General features: G+C 67.5%; 15 protein-coding genes. 9 read left to right on the forward strand and 6 right to left on the reverse strand.

Annotated features, from left to right (window positions below; translation table 11 throughout):
* Window positions 1–636 precede the first annotated feature (636 nt).
* Window positions 637–942, reverse strand: coding sequence for a hypothetical protein (locus GVY39_RS32015; RefSeq protein WP_159930727.1), 306 nt, complete (start codon window positions 940–942; stop codon window positions 637–639).
* A gap of 214 nt (window positions 943–1,156) precedes the next feature.
* On the opposite strand from GVY39_RS32015, the gene GVY39_RS32020 reads away from it, so the two are divergent.
* Both GVY39_RS32020 and GVY39_RS32025 read left to right on the forward strand, forming a co-directional pair.
* The gene (locus GVY39_RS32020; protein WP_159930728.1) at window positions 1,157–2,401 is read left to right on the forward strand and encodes a helix-turn-helix transcriptional regulator; all 1,245 of its coding nucleotides are present in this window, start codon (window positions 1,157–1,159) and stop codon (window positions 2,399–2,401) included.
* A 250-nt stretch (window positions 2,402–2,651) separates the two neighbouring features.
* On the forward strand, window positions 2,652–3,599 hold the full coding sequence (locus GVY39_RS32025) for a hypothetical protein (RefSeq protein WP_159930729.1): 948 nt from the start codon (window positions 2,652–2,654) through the stop codon (window positions 3,597–3,599).
* 281 nt (window positions 3,600–3,880) lie between these two features.
* Here the strand turns inward: GVY39_RS32025 and GVY39_RS35470 are convergent, their stop codons facing one another.
* Complete coding sequence (locus GVY39_RS35470) at window positions 3,881–5,227, reverse strand: M23 family metallopeptidase (RefSeq protein ID WP_159930730.1); 1,347 nt, start codon at window positions 5,225–5,227, stop codon at window positions 3,881–3,883.
* A 539-nt stretch (window positions 5,228–5,766) separates the two neighbouring features.
* Between GVY39_RS35470 and sucC the strand changes: the two genes are divergently transcribed.
* The 6 genes from sucC to purH all read left to right on the forward strand — a co-directional run bounded on the left by sucC (window position 5,767) and on the right by purH (window position 13,269).
* Complete coding sequence (gene sucC / locus GVY39_RS32035) at window positions 5,767–6,933, forward strand: ADP-forming succinate--CoA ligase subunit beta (RefSeq protein WP_159930731.1); 1,167 nt, start codon at window positions 5,767–5,769, stop codon at window positions 6,931–6,933.
* Between the two features lie 25 nt (window positions 6,934–6,958).
* On the forward strand, window positions 6,959–7,873 hold the full coding sequence (gene sucD / locus GVY39_RS32040) for a succinate--CoA ligase subunit alpha (protein WP_159930732.1): 915 nt from the start codon (window positions 6,959–6,961) through the stop codon (window positions 7,871–7,873).
* Window positions 7,874–8,310: 437 nt separating this feature from the next.
* On the forward strand, window positions 8,311–9,381 hold the full coding sequence (locus tag GVY39_RS32045) for a DUF5336 domain-containing protein (protein WP_159930733.1): 1,071 nt from the start codon (window positions 8,311–8,313) through the stop codon (window positions 9,379–9,381).
* Between the two features lie 90 nt (window positions 9,382–9,471).
* Complete coding sequence (locus tag GVY39_RS32050; protein ID WP_159930734.1) at window positions 9,472–10,986, forward strand: DUF6350 family protein; 1,515 nt, start codon at window positions 9,472–9,474, stop codon at window positions 10,984–10,986.
* Between the two features lie 58 nt (window positions 10,987–11,044).
* Window positions 11,045–11,701, forward strand: a complete 657-nt coding sequence (gene purN / locus GVY39_RS32055; RefSeq protein WP_223521786.1) for a phosphoribosylglycinamide formyltransferase — start codon at window positions 11,045–11,047, stop codon at window positions 11,699–11,701.
* Window positions 11,698–13,269 carry a bifunctional phosphoribosylaminoimidazolecarboxamide formyltransferase/IMP cyclohydrolase gene (purH, locus tag GVY39_RS32060; protein ID WP_159930735.1) on the forward strand — a complete coding sequence of 524 codons (1,572 nt, stop codon included), beginning with the start codon at window positions 11,698–11,700 and terminating at the stop codon, window positions 13,267–13,269. The genes purN and purH overlap by 4 nt, the downstream gene beginning before the upstream one ends.
* Before the next feature lie 283 nt (window positions 13,270–13,552).
* Here purH and GVY39_RS32065 read toward each other — a convergent pair whose 3' ends face one another.
* A complete protein-coding gene (locus GVY39_RS32065; RefSeq protein ID WP_159930736.1) occupies window positions 13,553–14,014 on the reverse strand; it encodes a hypothetical protein in 462 nt (153 codons plus the stop codon).
* Between the two features lie 210 nt (window positions 14,015–14,224).
* Between GVY39_RS32065 and GVY39_RS32070 the strand changes: the two genes are divergently transcribed.
* Window positions 14,225–14,809: a LysM peptidoglycan-binding domain-containing protein gene (locus GVY39_RS32070; protein ID WP_159930737.1), complete on the forward strand. Its 585-nt coding sequence runs from the start codon at window positions 14,225–14,227 to the stop codon at window positions 14,807–14,809.
* A gap of 86 nt (window positions 14,810–14,895) precedes the next feature.
* Here GVY39_RS32070 and rpsR read toward each other — a convergent pair whose 3' ends face one another.
* Genes rpsR through rpmG form a run of 3 tightly spaced genes read right to left on the reverse strand, consistent with a single transcriptional unit; the run spans window position 14,896 to window position 15,662 of the window.
* Window positions 14,896–15,150, reverse strand: coding sequence for a 30S ribosomal protein S18 (gene rpsR, locus GVY39_RS32075; RefSeq protein ID WP_011211513.1), 255 nt, complete (start codon window positions 15,148–15,150; stop codon window positions 14,896–14,898).
* A gap of 34 nt (window positions 15,151–15,184) precedes the next feature.
* Entirely contained in the window at window positions 15,185–15,490 is a 306-nt protein-coding gene (gene rpsN / locus GVY39_RS32080) for a 30S ribosomal protein S14 (RefSeq protein WP_159930738.1), read from the reverse strand.
* A gap of 1 nt (window position 15,491) precedes the next feature.
* A complete protein-coding gene (rpmG, locus tag GVY39_RS32085) occupies window positions 15,492–15,662 on the reverse strand; it encodes a 50S ribosomal protein L33 (RefSeq protein WP_019049259.1) in 171 nt (56 codons plus the stop codon).
* Window positions 15,663–15,666 lie beyond the last annotated feature (4 nt).

Below are 15,666 nucleotides of genomic sequence, written 5' to 3' on the forward strand. Positions count from 1 at the left end.
GAGCTTGTGGTACCGGAATTCACCACCAGATCGGGCCGCGAGCAGCCCGACGTTGCCGCAATGCGCGATCAACCGCAATCAGAACTTCACAACCGAGACACACAACCGAAGTTCCCAGACGCTCACTGAGAACCGCGTGAATCGAGCCTGCAACGCTTCTCGTGCTCGGTCCGCCAACGTGGTTGTCTGCCCAAGACTGTGCCCGACCGCAGATCCGTTCAACTTCCCGTCGACCTGATCGGCGCCCAAGGGCGCAGCTACATCTATCTCTGTCGGCAAGGCTGCCAATGCTTGCGCCGCCGTCCGCAGGCTCTCCGGGTTGACATCGAACACAAGACCCCCCACTCCAACTCGACTCTCGTCCGGCTCGACCCAGCCTAGTTCACGGTCGGCTCACTTGCTGCGAACCTCTCACCCGACGCCCCTCTTTCTCGACTAGAGCGAATCCCTTGCGAGCCTGCGACTTCCGCTTCAATCGCCAAGTGTTCGAACACCGAAGATCGTTCACGCAGGCATGGGCCGAGTATCGGTCGGGCCATGTCTTGGCGCGGATGCTGAGTCAGGTGGCTGAATCCCACCGCCGCTCGGCACCGGACCGGTCGGAGCGGGGTCGTAGCTGAGACACGTTCAGCGCGGCTACCGTGAGGTGTCCGGCTTCATGCGTCCGGCGTCGATGAGGGTCTGCCGGGCCGCTGCCTTACGCGGGCATTGATCGGCGCGGCATGCCCTGTGCTGCTGCATGATCCGGTGCGCTTCGGAAACGCTCAACGGATGGTCGGGAGCTTCGTGCGGCCAGCCGGTAGGCCACAGGGCGGGGTCGGGCCGCTCGGCGCGGGTGCGTTCACGTTCGCGTGCGGCGCGCCACTCGGCGGCTACGCGGTCGATGATCGCTTGCGCTGACATGTCGTCCTGTTCGGCGTCGCGCCACCAATCGAACCCCATCGCATTTCACCCCTGCTTCGTCGCTTGTCATTCGGGCGCACCCCACCCGGCGGGGTGAGGTCACCGCGAGCCGCTCACGGCTGGCGGCGCGTCCGTTCCGGACGGGACAGACGCGCCCGCCGGGTGGGTGCCGAGACAAGCGTTGCGCGGGAAACTCACTTCCGGACTGGGGAAACGGCTACAACCCGTCTACGAATCCGCCTACGATCCACGCATGGGGACGGATGGGGGATTGCCGCCTGATATCGGGGAGCGTTTGCGGGCCGCCAGGCAGGCGGCGGGGTTTTCGCTGGCGGAGTTGGCGGCGCGGATTCCGTTCTCGCGCAGTTATCTGGGTCATGTGGAGACTGGGACACGTGTCGCGTCTGCCGATGTGGTCGCGGCCTATATGCGCGCATGCGGTGAGATGACGTGTGATCCTGTCACACTGATCGGTGTGTTGGGCAGAGCGGATGTCGACCGGCGGTCGTTCCTGCGGACTTCCGTCTACAGCGCGGCGCTTTCGGCGACCGCGCTGGCGACACCGTCGGATGTGGCCCGGTTGGTCCGAGTCCACGACACCGCGCGCGTCGGCATGTCGGAAGTCCGTGCTGTACAGGCAATTACCGATGCGTTCCTGCGTCTGGACGAGGTCAAGGGTGGTGGTATCGGCCGGACTGCTGTCGCGGAGTTTCTGAGTACGGATGTCGCGTCGTTGCTGCGGTCGCGATTCACCGATTCGAAGGTCCGTTCCGCTGCGTTCAGCGCTGCCGCCGAGTTGGCCTATCTGGCGGGTTTCAAAGCGCACGATGCCGGGGCGGACGGTATCGCGCAGCGGTATTACCTGTCGGCGTTGCGGCTCGCGGAAGAAGGCCAGGTGCCTGGCCAGGACGCCTGGGTCCTGCGCATATTGGCGATGCAGGGAGCAGACATCGGCCAGACGAAATTCAGCCCTGCCCTCGCTGAAGCGGCCGTAGCTCGAGGCCGAGGCCGACTCGGACCGGACGCAACAGCGTTGCTCACTGTCGTCGTGGCGCGCTGTCATGCCGAAACCGGCGACCACTCCGGGGCACTCGCGGCCTTGCGGACCGCCGAACCATACATAACTCCCGATCTGAACACCGAGCAACCCCGCTGGGTATCGATGTGGTGCCCCAACAAGGGCACGGTTGTAGACCAGGCGGCGAAGACCTTCCTTGCTCTGGGTGACTTCGCCAACACCGAACGCTATTACGAACTGGGCACGAGCATCTGGAATCCACAAACCCACGCCCGCGTGTGGGCGCTCAGCGCCGCCGAAACGGGCCTGTTGCGCTGGAAACTCGGCAAACACACCGACGCCCTCAACACGTGGCGGACCGCCTTACCTGTCCTGCACTCCGTCGACTCCGCACGCGCCACCACTGCCTTGGGCAAGATTCGCCGCACGGCCTTCGAACTCTTCAAGGACACTGCACCCAACGGCCTCCCCGCCCTGTGAGGTGGTGTCGTCTGAGCGGGCCGGTAGCTCTTGCCCGTCCAAGCGCTTGCCAGCGCAACCGGAAATCTACGACTCGGACCAGGTAAACGGCTACATGCGTTTTGAGGACCCGCCTACGGTCCACGCATGGGGACGGATGGGGGATTGCCGCCTGATATCGGTGAACGTCTGCGGGCCGCCAGGCAGGCGGCGGGGTTTTCGCTGGCGGAGTTGGCGGCGCGGATTCCGTTCTCGCAGTTATCTGGGCCATGTGGAGACGGTTACACGTGTCGCTTCGGCCGATGTGGTCGCGGCCTACATGCGCGCATGCGGTGAGATGACGTGTGATCCTGTCACACTGGTCGGTGTGTTGGGCAGAGCGGATGTCGACCGGCGGTCGTTCCTGCGGACTTCCGTTTACAGTGCGGCGCTTTCGGCCGCGCTGGCATCGCAGTCGGACATAGCCCGGTTGGCCGCGGTCGATGACGCGGCGCGCGTCGGCATGCCGGAAGTCCGCGCTGTACAGGGAATTACGGATGCTTTTCTGCGTCTGGACGAGGTCAAGGGTGGTGGTATCGGCCGGACTGCTGTCGCGGAGTTTCTGAGTACGGATGTCGCGTCGTTGCTGCGGTCGCGATTCACCGATTCGAAGGTCCGTTCCGCTGCGTTCAGCGCTGCCGCCGAGTTGGCCTATCTGGCGGGTTTCAAAGCGCACGATGCCGGGGCGGACGGTATCGCGCAGCGGTATTACCTGTCGGCATTGCGGCTCGCGGAAGAATCCGGAGTTCCGGGACAGGATGGTTTCTATTTTCGCATTCTCGGGTTGCACGCCACCGATGTCCGGCAGCCGCAGCACGCCGCCGAGCTCGCCGAACGCGGAGTGGCGGCGGCGCGCGACAAGGTATGTCCGGACACCATGTCGTTGTTCCTGGTAAGGTCTGGCGCGCTGCTATGCCGAAACGGGGCAGCATCGAGCGGCGCGGAGCACCCTCCGGAATGCGGAACCATGGATAGACACGGAAGTCACCACAGAGCTACCTCGCTGGGCGGCGCTCTGGTGCCCGAACAAAGCGAGCGTAGCCAGGCCAGACATCGAAAGCGTTCGCCGCCCTGGGTGACCACGCTGAGGCCGAGCGGTACCTGTACCTGTCGCATTCGATGTGGAACCTCGAGAATCACACCAGGATTCATGCGCTTTCCGCTGCGGAAACAGGGCTGATCCGATGGCGTCTCGGACGGCACGAGGACGCGGCGAACCTGTGGCGGTACGCGCTGCCCATTCTGTCCGACGTGTCCTCTGAACGCGCATCAAAAGTATTGCAGAAGGTGCGGAAGGCTGCGCCGGAATTGTTCGCAGGCACGGCAACGTAGGCAACGTGACAGCCCCCTCCGCATGACAGCGGACGCGAGCCCATTCTTGCTCGGTGCCAGTCGAGGCGACCCGGTCCGCGAGGTGGCGCGGGTGTGGAAGCGGCCGGACTGGTGACGCGGCCGCGTCGTTCAGTCGCGCTGCGGGCCGAGGCTGATGCCGCGGGTCGCCAGCCAGGGGAGCGGGTCTACCTTGTCGACGCCGTTCAGCCAGACCTCGAAGTGGCAGTGCGGACCGGTGGAGAACCCGCGGTTGCCGATCGTGGCGATCTGATCGCCGGCGAGCACGCGCTGGCCCTGCGACACCGTGGCGGTGTCGATGTGGCCGTAGATGGTGACGGTGCCGTCGTCGTGCAGCAGGCGGACCCACATGCCGAAGCCCGACGCGGGACCGGCTTCGATCACGGTGCCGTCGGCAACGGCGTAGATCGGAGTGCCGATCGGGCCCGCGATGTCGATGCCGAGGTGCTGCACGCCCCAGCGGGCGCCGAACCCGGAGGTGAAGGTGCCCGCGGCGAAGAACTTGTGGAAGAGCGGGCGAAGCTTCGCGGACTCCTGGGCAGCGAGGTCTTCGGCGTACTTCTGGCCCTTCTGCAACATGTCGTTGAACTGATCGAGATGGGCAGGCGAGGAGACGTTGAGCACCTGGGGGGAATCCGGCGCTGCTGTCGGATCGGCCACGTTCATCGACTGCGCGGCGATCTCGTGGATCTGTCCCGCGGCTTCGTAGTCGACGGCCTGCGACGGCTGCTCGGGTGCGGCGAAGGCGGCCTGCCCGGCCGCGACGACCGCGCCCGCGGCGACGGCGGCGACGGCGGCGCGACCTTTGAGCGCGGCAGGCGGCGCGGGGACGCGGTGCGCGCCACCGCGCTTGTTCGTGGATCGGCGGGCCGGAATAACGTTCGGTACGGCGGGTGCGCTGCGCTCCTGATCAACGGCCTCGGGCTCGGTGGTCTCGGTCGCCCAGGATTCCTCGGGCGCCCAGCAGCCGGTGTCGGACACCCACGATTTCTCGTCGGGCGTCCAGGAACTCTCTTCGGCCCACGCCTCGCCGGAGTTTTCGGTCCACGTGTCGCGGGAGTTCTCGGTCCACGTGTCGCCGGAGTTCTCGGTCCACGCGTCGCCTGCGTTCCATGCGCCGCCATCGGACCAGGTGCCCTGCTGAGCCCAATTCTGTTGCACCCACGAGCTGTTCGTGTCCCAGGCGTTGTCGTAGGCGGCGCGGGGGGCGGCGTAGGACTCGCTCCGGTAAGCGGGCTGGGCATAGCTTGGATCGACGGGCGCATCGGCCGCGTAGTCGTATCCACCGCTCGTGGGGTGGAAGTAGTCCGCCCGCGGCGGCGCATCGTATCCGGCGTGGTGCTGATCGAACGAGGGATCGGCGTGGCTGCCCACCGGGTCGAAGGGCTCGTCGTCGGGGCGGTAACGATGTCCCGACCGGACCCGATCAGTGGAAGCGAAGGTGGAGCTGTGGTTCATCGGCGGTGCCACATCGTGAAGCTGTTGAAACTCGAAAACTGCCTGATCAGCGGCGTCGATCGGTCGGATGCGGAGCGGCTCTCCGTCTGCGGAGTGCTGTGCTGCGTCAAAGCTTGCCGTCCTCCTAGTCGTGACCGTGTTGTGACATCGACCGCACTGACGGTAACGAAACGATTGCGTGCCCACAAGCGCTGCGCATGTTCCGTGACAAACATGTGAGATTGATCACGATTAGCCTGCCGATTAACTCACTGCGCTATGGGCATTCCGGAGAGGTTCCCCGACGACGGGTTGTAGTAGTTCGTCGCGCGCTCCCGGGTTCGGCCGCTCTACCTGCCACGGTGCCGAAAACCTACTCGTCAGTAGCGGTGGCCAGCGGTTTTACCGCTCCCGCGCACCGGTCCGTGACCTGCGCCACTTACGATGAACGTGGCCGATTGGCCCTCCATGTGACTGATTAGAGTCCGACCCGACCCGCTTCCGACGTCGGGCCGCCAACAAAGACGTTGTCATCACAACGCAGACGAGACGGTGAGTACATGGATCTCTTCGAATATCAGGCGAAGGAGCTCTTCGTTAAGCACGGAGTGCCTTCGTCCGAGGGCCGCGTCACGGACACGGCCGAGGACGCCCGCGCGATCGCGGCGGAAATCGGCAAGCCGGTGATGATCAAGGCCCAGGTGAAGGCCGGTGGCCGCGGCAAGGCGGGTGGCGTCAAGTACGCCGCCACCCCGGACGACGCGCTCACGCACGCGCAGAACATCATCGGCCTGGACATCAAGGGCCACATCACCAAGAAGATCCTCGTCGCCGAGGCCAAGGACATCGCGGAGGAGTACTACATCTCCTTCCTGCTGGACCGGGCCAACCGGACCTACCTGGCCATGTGCTCGGTCGAGGGCGGCATGGAGATCGAAGAGGTCGCCGCGACCAAACCGGAGCGGCTGGCGAAGGTGCCCGTCGACGCGGTCAAGGGCGTCGACCTGGCGTTCGCGCGCTCGATCGCCGAGCAGGGCCACCTGCCCGCCGACGTGCTGGACACCGCGGCCGTGACCATCCAGAAGCTGTGGGAGGTGTTCGTCGCCGAGGACGCCACCCTGGTCGAGGTCAACCCGCTGGTGCGCACCCCGCAGGACGAGATCCTCGCGCTGGACGGCAAGGTCACCCTCGACGAGAACGCCGGATTCCGCCACCCGGAGCACGAGGCGTTCGCGGACAAGGACGCGACCGACCCGCTCGAGCTGAAGGCCAAGGAGAACGACCTCAACTACGTCAAGCTCGACGGTTCGGTCGGCATCATCGGCAACGGCGCGGGTCTGGTCATGTCGACCCTGGACGTCGTCGCCTACGCGGGCGAGGGCCACGGCGGCGTGAAGCCGGCCAACTTCCTGGACATCGGCGGTGGCGCCTCGGCCGAGGTGATGGCCGCCGGTCTCGACGTCATCCTGAACGACGAGCAGGTCAAGAGCGTGTTCGTCAACGTGTTCGGCGGGATCACCGCCTGTGACGCGGTCGCCAACGGCATCGTGAAGGCGCTGGAGATCCTGGGCGACAACGCGAACAAGCCGCTGGTGGTCCGCCTCGACGGCAACCGGGTGGACGAGGGTCGCCAGATCCTCGTCGATGCCGCGCACCCGCTGGTGACGCTGGCGCAGACAATGGACGAAGGCGCCGACAAGGCCGCCGAACTGGCAGCCGCCCGATAACGACGGCCGAGTAAGGACGAAAAGAATGTCTATCTTCCTGAACAAGGATTCCAAGGTCATCGTCCAGGGCATCACCGGCGGCGAGGGCACCAAGCACACCGCGCTGATGCTGAAGGCGGGCACCAAGATCGTGGGCGGTGTGAACGCGCGCAAGGCGGGCACCACCGTCGCGCACACCGACTCCGAGGGCAACGCGGTCGAGCTGCCTGTCTTCGGCACCGTCGCGGAGGCCATCAAGGAGACCGGCGCCGACGTGTCCATCGCGTTCGTGCCGCCGAAGTTCGCCAAGGACGCCATCATCGAGGCCATCGACGCGGAGATCCCGCTGCTCGTGGTCATCACCGAGGGCATCCCGGTGCAGGACACCGCGTACGCGTGGGCCTACAACGTGGAGAAGGGCGCCAAGACCCGGATCATCGGCCCCAACTGCCCCGGCATCATCACCCCCGGCGAGTCGCTGGTCGGCATCACCCCGGCCAACATCACCGGCAAGGGCCCGATCGGCCTGGTCTCGAAGTCCGGCACGCTGACCTACCAGATGATGTACGAGCTGCGCGACTTCGGCTTCTCGACCTCCATCGGCATCGGCGGCGACCCGGTCATCGGCACCACCCACATCGATGCCATCGAGGCGTTCGAGAAGGACCCGGAGACCAAGCTGATCGTGATGATCGGCGAGATCGGCGGCGACGCCGAGGAGCGGGCCGCGGCCTACATCAAGGCCAACGTCACCAAGCCGGTCGTCGGCTACGTGGCGGGCTTCACCGCCCCCGAAGGCAAGACGATGGGCCACGCGGGCGCCATCGTGTCCGGCTCGTCGGGCACCGCCCAGGCGAAGAAGGACGCGCTCGAGGCCGCGGGCGTGAAGGTCGGCAAGACGCCGTCCGAGACCGCCGCGCTGGCTCGCGAGATCCTGGAGAAGGCCAGCATCAGCGCCTGATCTCCCACCGCGCCACGAAGGCCGCCTCCGAATTCGGGGGGCGGCCTTCGTCATGTGTGGCGGTGGGCTCCGGCTGGGGCAGCAGCCGAGCTTCCGGACCGGCCACGTGTGGAACCGCGGAGTGTCGGGCGTTCCGTCGTCCCTTCTCCCTCCACACGAGGCAGCCGGACGAATGGTTCACCGAGCTGTCACACCGATTTCCCCGCCGGTGAGAACCCGGTTGGTGTGAAAAGCGCCATCGCGGGCAACAGTGTCAGTGAGCGGTGGGTGGTCCCGCTCTGAACTCCTGGCCGGACACCTGCCACGACCTGCCCGGATATGGGCCGACTCGCGGGTCCCGGCCGTCGCGGCGGGGTGACCTGGGCGAGGGAGTGCAGTAGCGTCAGGAGTAATCCAGCCGTGAATACCATGTACGACTCGATTTAGGAGACGACGACATGTCCTACCCGACCGGGGGCTCCGGGTACAACACACCCTCGCCCTCAGCGCCATCCAGCCAGAGCCCGGCAACCGGTGGTGCCAGTGCAGGTTCGAGCGCTACCGGTTCCGATGCCAAAGGTCTGCCGTTCTTCCTGGTGGTCGGCGTAGCGGCGCTCGGCGTGCTCAATTTCCTGCTCGGCTTCCTGCCGTTCCTCGGCAGCAAGCCGATCGATTTCGGCGGCACCAGGGTCAGCGGACCGGAGTCGGCCAACCTCTTCGAGGTGGCCTCAGGCGCGCCGCTGCTCGGCCTGCTGTTGCTGGGCGCCCTCCTCGCAGGCCTGTCGCTGTTGCCGAAGCAGAATTGGATCGGCGCGGCCGCCGCGGCGTCGACCGCGGGCTTCCTCGCGCTGCTGTTCCAGTCGTTCAACTTCGGTGAGGGCAGCGAGCTGAAGGTGGGCGCGTACATCCTGCTCGTGCTCGCCTTCGTGCAGGCCGCGGTGGCGATCGCCGCGACGCTGTTCGACGCGGGCATCCTCAAGGCGCCCGCGCCGCGCCCGGCCACCGCGCCGGCCGGATTCGGTCAGGGCGGCTACGGCCAGCAGCCGTCGTACGGTCAGGGACAGCAGTCTTACGGCCAGCCGGGCCAGTCCGGCTACGGAGCCAGCCCTTACGGGCAGTCCGGCTACGGCGCGCAGTCCGCTCCGCCGCAGTTCCCGTCCCAGGCGGGGCAGCCATCGCCCTACGGGCAGAGCCAGCCGGGCTACGGTCAGGCCCAGCAGGGGCAAGGTCAGCAGGGCCAGTACGGCCAGCAGCCCTCGCCCTACGGGCAGAGCCAGCCGACCACTGCCTACGGCGCATCCCAGCAGCCGGGTTCGCCCTACGGCGCGCAGCCGCGCCCGGACGAGAGCGCGACCCAGCACTTCGGTGGACAGCAGCAGTCCGGTCAGCAGGCGCCCTACGGTTCGGGCTACGGACAACAGCAGGCGCAGCCGAGCCAGCAGAACAAGCCGTTCGGCGGTGAGACGGGCAGCGATCCTTCCTCGGACGCCACCCAGGCATTCCGTCCCTCGGACGACAACAACAAGTAGGAACTCGGCGGCATCCTCCCGGCGCGGCGACCGCGTGCGCGCGGCGCGCCTGACCCGCTCGCGCCGGGGAGGATGCCACGCTGAAATGCCATGAGCTCCTCCAGAAACTCCTCGACCCGCCGGATCGGCGGGTCGCGCGCGTCGCGACCGCACCCCGATGCGGACGAAGCCGGGTTTCTGTCCCTCACCCCGGAGCGGTCCAGGGTTCTCATCGCGGTCGCGGGCCGCCCTTCGGCCTTCGGGCTGACCACCCTCGTCGTCCTGGTGCTCGCCGCGCTGCTGGCATCGGGCAGCGATCTCGCCGGTGTCTCGGGAGCGATCGCTGCCTCCTGGCTGGGGGTGCACCAGGTTCCGCTGGTGATCGACAAGACCTCGCTCGGCCTGCTCCCGCTGCTGCCGACCGCGCTGCTGGTGTGGCTGGCCGCGCGGGAAAGCGCGCGCGCCGTGGAACCGCACTGCACCAGAGCCGATCTCGGGTGGATCGTCGGCGCCGCCGTGGGCGGTCCGCTGCTGGTCACCTCCGTCTGCCTCGCGGTCACCGAAGACGCTTCCGGTGTCATCGCGCTGCAACCGCCGAACACGCTCGCCGCGTTCGCGTGGGTCACGGCGCTGTACCTGCTGGCCGCCGCCATCGGTATCGCCGTCCGTATCCGGCGACAGCTGTTCGTGCTTCTGCGCATGCCCGATTGGGCCGTCTCCGGACTCTACGGCGCGGGCCGCTCCGTCTTGCGCCTGCTGGGTTGCGCCACGGCGGTCGTCGTCGTCTCGTTCCTCGCGCACATCGGCCGGCTCGGCGACATGTACCAGTCGGCGGGCAACGCCGGGGGCGTCCTCGGACTGACGCTGCTCTCACTGGCCTATCTGCCGAACTTGGTGATCCAGACCGTCGGTGTGCTGGTCGGTTCCAGCGCGCAGATCGGCGCAGCCTCCTTCGGGGTGTTCTCCGTCGTCGGCGGCCCGATCCCGGCTTTCCCGCTGCTCACCGCGGTGCCGACCGGTCCGGCGGCGGGATGGTGGCCGGTGTTGCTGCTGGTTCCCGCCGCGGTCGGCGTGCTCGGCGGGCTGGACCTCGCCCGCACCTCCACCGACCGCATCACCGCGCCGTGGGCCACGCTCACTTCCGCCGCGCTCGCCGCGTCGGCGCTGACGGTGGCAGGCACGGTCGCGGGCGGCGAACTCGGCACGATCGGCCGGGTGGGCCTGGACCTGCCGGTCTTCACCCTGATCACGTTCGCCTGGCTGGCGATTCCCGGCTATGCGGGCTTGGCGTTCGCGCGCTGGTTCCTCGTGCCGGTCGGCGTCCCGCCTGCCGACTACACCGATCCGTATGACGAGTATTACGACGAGGACGCCTACTACGAGGCGGACGAGCGTGACTACTACGAAGACGATGATCGTTACGAGGACGACGACTACGACTACGACTACCGCTACGACGACTACGACCGGCCGCAACTGGAAGCCCCGCTGGACGCAGAACTCGTCGACGAAGCGCCCGCGATCGAGACCGGCGGCCGCTACCGGGACCACCCCACACCGGACATCGTCGACGCCGAGGTGGTCGAGACGGACCTGCCGGAGAGTGGCGGGGTGGACGGTCGTTAGGCTCTAACCCGGCGGTGCCGCATCCGTCCGCCATCCGATCGATCGCAGGAGTAGAGCGCTGACGTCCCCGTATGCCTCGTGGAAGCCCACAGCGACGCCGGCCACCGTCGTCGTGCTGGCGTCCGGCACCGGTTCGCTCCTGCGCGCCCTGCTGGACGCCGCGTCCGAACCCGGCTACCCGGCGAAGGTCGTCGCGGTCGGGGTCGACCGGCTCTGCGCCGCAACCACCCACGCGGACGCCGAGGGCGTGCCGCATTTCCGGGTGGCGGTGAAGGACTTTCCCGACCGTGCCGCATGGGATGTCGAGCTCACCGAAGCGGTCGCCGCGCACCAGCCCGATCTGGTGGTGTCGGCGGGCTTCATGAAGCTGCTCGGTCCCGCCTTCCTGGACCGGTTCGGCGGCCGGATCATCAACACCCACCCCGCGCTGCTGCCCGCCTTTCCCGGCGCGCACGGTGTACGTGACGCGCTCGCCTACGGCGCGCGGGTCACCGGCTGCACCGTGCATCTGGTCGATGAGGGCGTGGACACCGGGCCGATCCTCGCGCAGGAGGCGGTGCCGGTGCTGGCGGGTGACGACGAGGCCACCCTGCACGAGCGCATCAAGGTTGTCGAGCGACGGTTGCTGGCGGAAGTCGTCGCCGCCGTCGCGACGCGAGGCATTGTCTCCGACGGACGAAAGGCAGTTATCCCAGATGAGCGAGTTCTCCGGTGAGTGAACGCAGGCCGATCAGCAGGGCGCTGGTGAGCGTCTACGACAAGACGGGTCTGGTGGAGCTCGCGACCGGTCTGCACGCCGCGGGCATCGAGCTGGTCTCGACCGGGTCGACCGCGGGAAGGATCGCGGACGCGGGCATCCCGGTGACCAAGGTCGAGGACCTGACCGGGTTCCCGGAGACCCTCGACGGCCGGGTCAAGACGCTGCACCCGAGGGTGCACGCGGGCATCCTGGCGGACTCGCGCAAGCAGGAACACGTCGATCAGCTCGTGGAGCTCGGCGTCGAGGCGTTCCAGCTGGTGGTGGTCAACCTCTACCCGTTCACCCAGACCGTGGCGAGCGGTGCGACCCCCGACGAGTGCGTGGAGCAGATCGATATCGGCGGGCCGTCCATGGTGCGCGCCGCGGCGAAGAACCATCCTTCCGTCGCGGTGGTCGTCGACAGCGGCGACTACGACGACGTGCTGGCCGCGGTGAAGTCCGGCGGTTTCACCTTGGCCGAGCGTACGGCCCTGGCCGCCAAGGCTTTCCAGCACACGGCGAGTTATGACGTGGCGGTCGCGAGCTGGATGACCAACGTGCTGACCGGCGACGGCGCGGCCGACGAGACGACGATCCGGTTCCCCGAGTGGCTCGGCGGAACCTGGGAGCGGTCGGCGGTGCTGCGCTACGGCGAGAATCCGCATCAGTCCGCCGCCCTGTACACCAACGGCGACGGCAGCCTCGGCCTGGCGCAGGCACGGCAGTTGCACGGCAAGGAGATGTCGTACAACAACTACGTCGACGCCGACGCCGCCTGGCGCGCCGCCTACGACCACGAAGACCCGGCGGTTGCGATCATCAAGCACGCCAACCCGTGCGGCATCGCCCTCGGCGCCGATATCGCCGAGGCGCACCGCAAGGCGCACGCCTGCGACCCGGTCAGCGCGTTCGGCGGGGTCATCGCGGCCAACCGTCAGGTCACCGTGGAGATGGCCGAGCAGGTCGCCGAGATCTTCACCGAGGTGATCGTCGCGCCGTCCTACGCCGACGGCGCGGTGGAAGTGTTGCAGCGCAAGAAGAACGTGCGCATCCTCGTCGCCGAGCCGCCGCGGCGCGCAGGCGCGGAGCTGCGCCCGATCAGCGGCGGCGCCCTGCTGCAGCAGCGTGACGTGCTGGACGCTCCGGGCGACGACCCGGCCGGTTGGACCCTGGCAGCGGGCGAGCCCGCCGACGCGGAAACACTCGCCGATCTGGCGTTCGCTTGGCGCGCTTGCCGGGCGGTGAAGTCCAACGCGATCCTGCTCGCGCACGACGGCGCTTCGGTCGGCGTCGGCATGGGGCAGGTCAACCGGGTGGACGCGGTCGGCCTCGCGGTACAGCGGGCCGGTGACCGCGCCAAGGGTTCGGTGGCGGCCTCCGACGCCTATTTCCCGTTCCCGGACGGGCCCCAGACTTTGATCCAGGCCGGTGTCCGCGCCATCGTCCAGCCCGGCGGTTCGGTGCGCGACCAGGAGACCATCGACATCGCCCGTGAGGCAGGCGTCACCCTCTATCTCACCGGGGCACGCCACTTCGCGCACTGAGATCGGTAGTGCTGGTGCGCCGCGTCGGATTCCCTCCGACGCGGCGCTCTTTGTATCGCGATGCTTGTTCTGACCACGAATCGCCAAGTGGCATAGAATGTTTGGCCCATTCGCGTGCTTCGAACCATGAGTTAGGTTGTGCTGCAACGTGATAGGTAATCTCACCGGTGCGCAGACGGCGTCGCCTCCGAGATGGGCGGCGACGAGGCGGCCGGTCGCAAGCGAACAGCTACCCGGCCTCGATGTGAACCGCGCCGGCGGGGCAGGCGCTGTGCGCGCTGGCTCAGACCGCGCTGAGTACCGTACGGTCGCCGAGCGGCTCTTTCAACGGCACTTCCAGGGTGCCGAAGACCGCGATCATCGTGCACATCCGGCCGACCGCCTCGGCGCGGCTGCCCGAGCGCAGCTCGACCGTCACCGTCGAGCCCGACTCGGTGACCGTGGCGTCCACGCCGTAGCACTCCGGCGACCCCGTCTCGAAGTTGACCGCTATCTTGTTGTCCGCCAAGCGAGTCCACGACCGGAACGGGATCGGATGCGCGCCGACGATGGTCGGATCGGCGGTGAACTCGTTGCCCTGGTTCCCACGCGGGTCCTCGATCGGCGTGTGGGGCTCCGCGGTGGACGTGGCGCTCGCCTGCGGTGGTTTCGCTTTGTCGTCCGAGCCGCCGCAACCTGTGGCGGTGAGACAGGCAAGCACTACGGCGACAGCTGTGGCGGCGCGTCCGGCCCGGATCCGATCCATACCGACACCCTAGTCCCGGCGCCCATCCGACAGCGTCCCGCGGGTGCGTCCTGCACTGGGACGAACCCCACAGTGAACGTTCCGCGAACCCTGCGCGTAATGACTCCGAAAAGCGTTCGGGGGCAGTAAGTTCGGCGGGGATGTGCGCCAGGGTGTTGCGGCGCCCATCCATGTCGGATGCTCTACCAGCTTTTCTGGAAAGGAAGTATCGTGGTCGACACGCTGCGCGTAGGCGAAGAACTCGGGCGGGGCCAATCCCTCCAGGGCGGGGCTTACCGCCTCACCCTGCAGGACGACGGCAATCTAGTGCTGTCCGAGCCGGACGGGAATGTAGTGTGGGCCACCCAAACTCATGACCAGGGCGTGGAGCGGGCGGTGCTGCAGGACGACGGCAACTTCGTCCTCTACAAGGCAGATGGCGCCGCATGGGCCACCGAGACCAACGGCCAGGCGGCCGAGCGGCTGGTCGTGCAGGCCGATCGCAACGTCGTGCTGTACGGCGCCGACGGCATTGCGCTGTGGGCTTCCGGCACCCACACCGACTCGCCACTGCCCGCCCCGGAGGCGGAACCGGTGCAAGAGCAGGAGCAGGTCGCGGCTCCGGCCGCCGAGGAGGTGCCGCCTCCGCCGCCGGCCCCCGAGCCGCGCACCTACACCGTGGAGCCGGGTGACACCCTGTGGGCGATCGCCGAGCACTTCTACGGCGACGGCAATCGTTACCAGGAGATCGCGGACGCCAGTGGCATCCCGAACCCGGACGCGATCAACCCCGGCCAGGTGCTGACCATTCCGTAACCTCGGCCGGTTCGGTAGCGACGACGAAGACCCCCGGTGCTCGCGCATCGGGGGTCTTTTTCGAGTTCGCTCGTGGCGGAGGCCGCCTACCGGCTGGTGAACGGCAGCAGCGCCATCTCGCGGGCGTTCTTCACCGCGACAGCGACCTGGCGCTGCTGCTGCGGGGTGAGCCCGGTGACCCGGCGGCTGCGAATCTTGCCGCGGTCGGAGATGAACGTACGCAGCAGGTTCACGTCTTTGTAGTCGACCGTCTCGATGCCGGCGGCGATGAGCGGGTTCTTCTTCGGACGGCGGGCCTGCTCGGCGCGAACCTTCTTAGACGGTGCTCGCTTGACTGCCATATGACGAGTTCCTTCTCACGAGAACAGTGGTTGTCTACCAGCTCGATTTGTGCACACCGGGCAGCTCGCCCCGGTGGGCCATCTCGCGTACACGCACACGGGAGAGTCCGAACTTCCGGAGATGACCGCGCGGTCGTCCGTCGGCGGCGTCCCGATTGCGCAATCGTACCGGACTGGCATCGCGCGGCTGGCGTTGCAGTTCGGCCTGGGCGTCCGCGCGCGCGGACGCCGGCGTGCCCGGCTTCCGGATGAGCTCCTTCAGTTCGGCGCGCCGCGCGGCGTAACGCGCCACGATCTCCCTGCGCTGCTGGTCGCGTGCGATCTTCGACTTCTTGGCCATCTCAGCGCTCCTCGCGGAAGTCGACGTGCTTGCGCACGACCGGATCGTATTTGCGCAGGACCAAGCGGTCGGGGTCGTTGCGGCGATTCTTGCGGGTCACGTAGGTGTAACCGGTGCCCGCCGTGGACTTCAGCTTGACGATCGGGCGGATGTCGGTGGATTTCGACGCCATAGGT

Source organism: Nocardia sp. CY15 (genome assembly GCF_009829295.1).
Classification (GTDB): Bacteria; Actinomycetota; Actinomycetes; order Mycobacteriales; family Mycobacteriaceae; genus Nocardia; species Nocardia sputi.

Excerpts from the sequence above, each read along its gene's own strand:
- GVY39_RS32045 (WP_159930733.1), top strand. The coding sequence starts at position 8,311 with ATGTCCTACCCGACCGGGGGCTCCGGGTACAACACACCCTCGCCCTCA.
- GVY39_RS32065 (WP_159930736.1), bottom strand. The coding sequence starts at position 14,014 with ATGGATCGGATCCGGGCCGGACGCGCCGCCACAGCTGTCGCCGTAGTG.
- sucC (WP_159930731.1), top strand. The coding sequence starts at position 5,767 with ATGGATCTCTTCGAATATCAGGCGAAGGAGCTCTTCGTTAAGCACGGA.
- GVY39_RS32020 (WP_159930728.1), top strand. The coding sequence starts at position 1,157 with ATGGGGACGGATGGGGGATTGCCGCCTGATATCGGGGAGCGTTTGCGG.
- sucD (WP_159930732.1), top strand. The coding sequence starts at position 6,959 with ATGTCTATCTTCCTGAACAAGGATTCCAAGGTCATCGTCCAGGGCATC.
- rpsR (WP_011211513.1), bottom strand. The coding sequence starts at position 15,150 with ATGGCAGTCAAGCGAGCACCGTCTAAGAAGGTTCGCGCCGAGCAGGCC.
- rpmG (WP_019049259.1), bottom strand. The coding sequence starts at position 15,662 with ATGGCGTCGAAATCCACCGACATCCGCCCGATCGTCAAGCTGAAGTCC.
- GVY39_RS32015 (WP_159930727.1), bottom strand. The coding sequence starts at position 942 with ATGGGGTTCGATTGGTGGCGCGACGCCGAACAGGACGACATGTCAGCG.
- rpsN (WP_159930738.1), bottom strand. The coding sequence starts at position 15,490 with ATGGCCAAGAAGTCGAAGATCGCACGCGACCAGCAGCGCAGGGAGATC.
- GVY39_RS35470 (WP_159930730.1), bottom strand. The coding sequence starts at position 5,227 with ATGAACCACAGCTCCACCTTCGCTTCCACTGATCGGGTCCGGTCGGGA.
- GVY39_RS32050 (WP_159930734.1), top strand. The coding sequence starts at position 9,472 with ATGAGCTCCTCCAGAAACTCCTCGACCCGCCGGATCGGCGGGTCGCGC.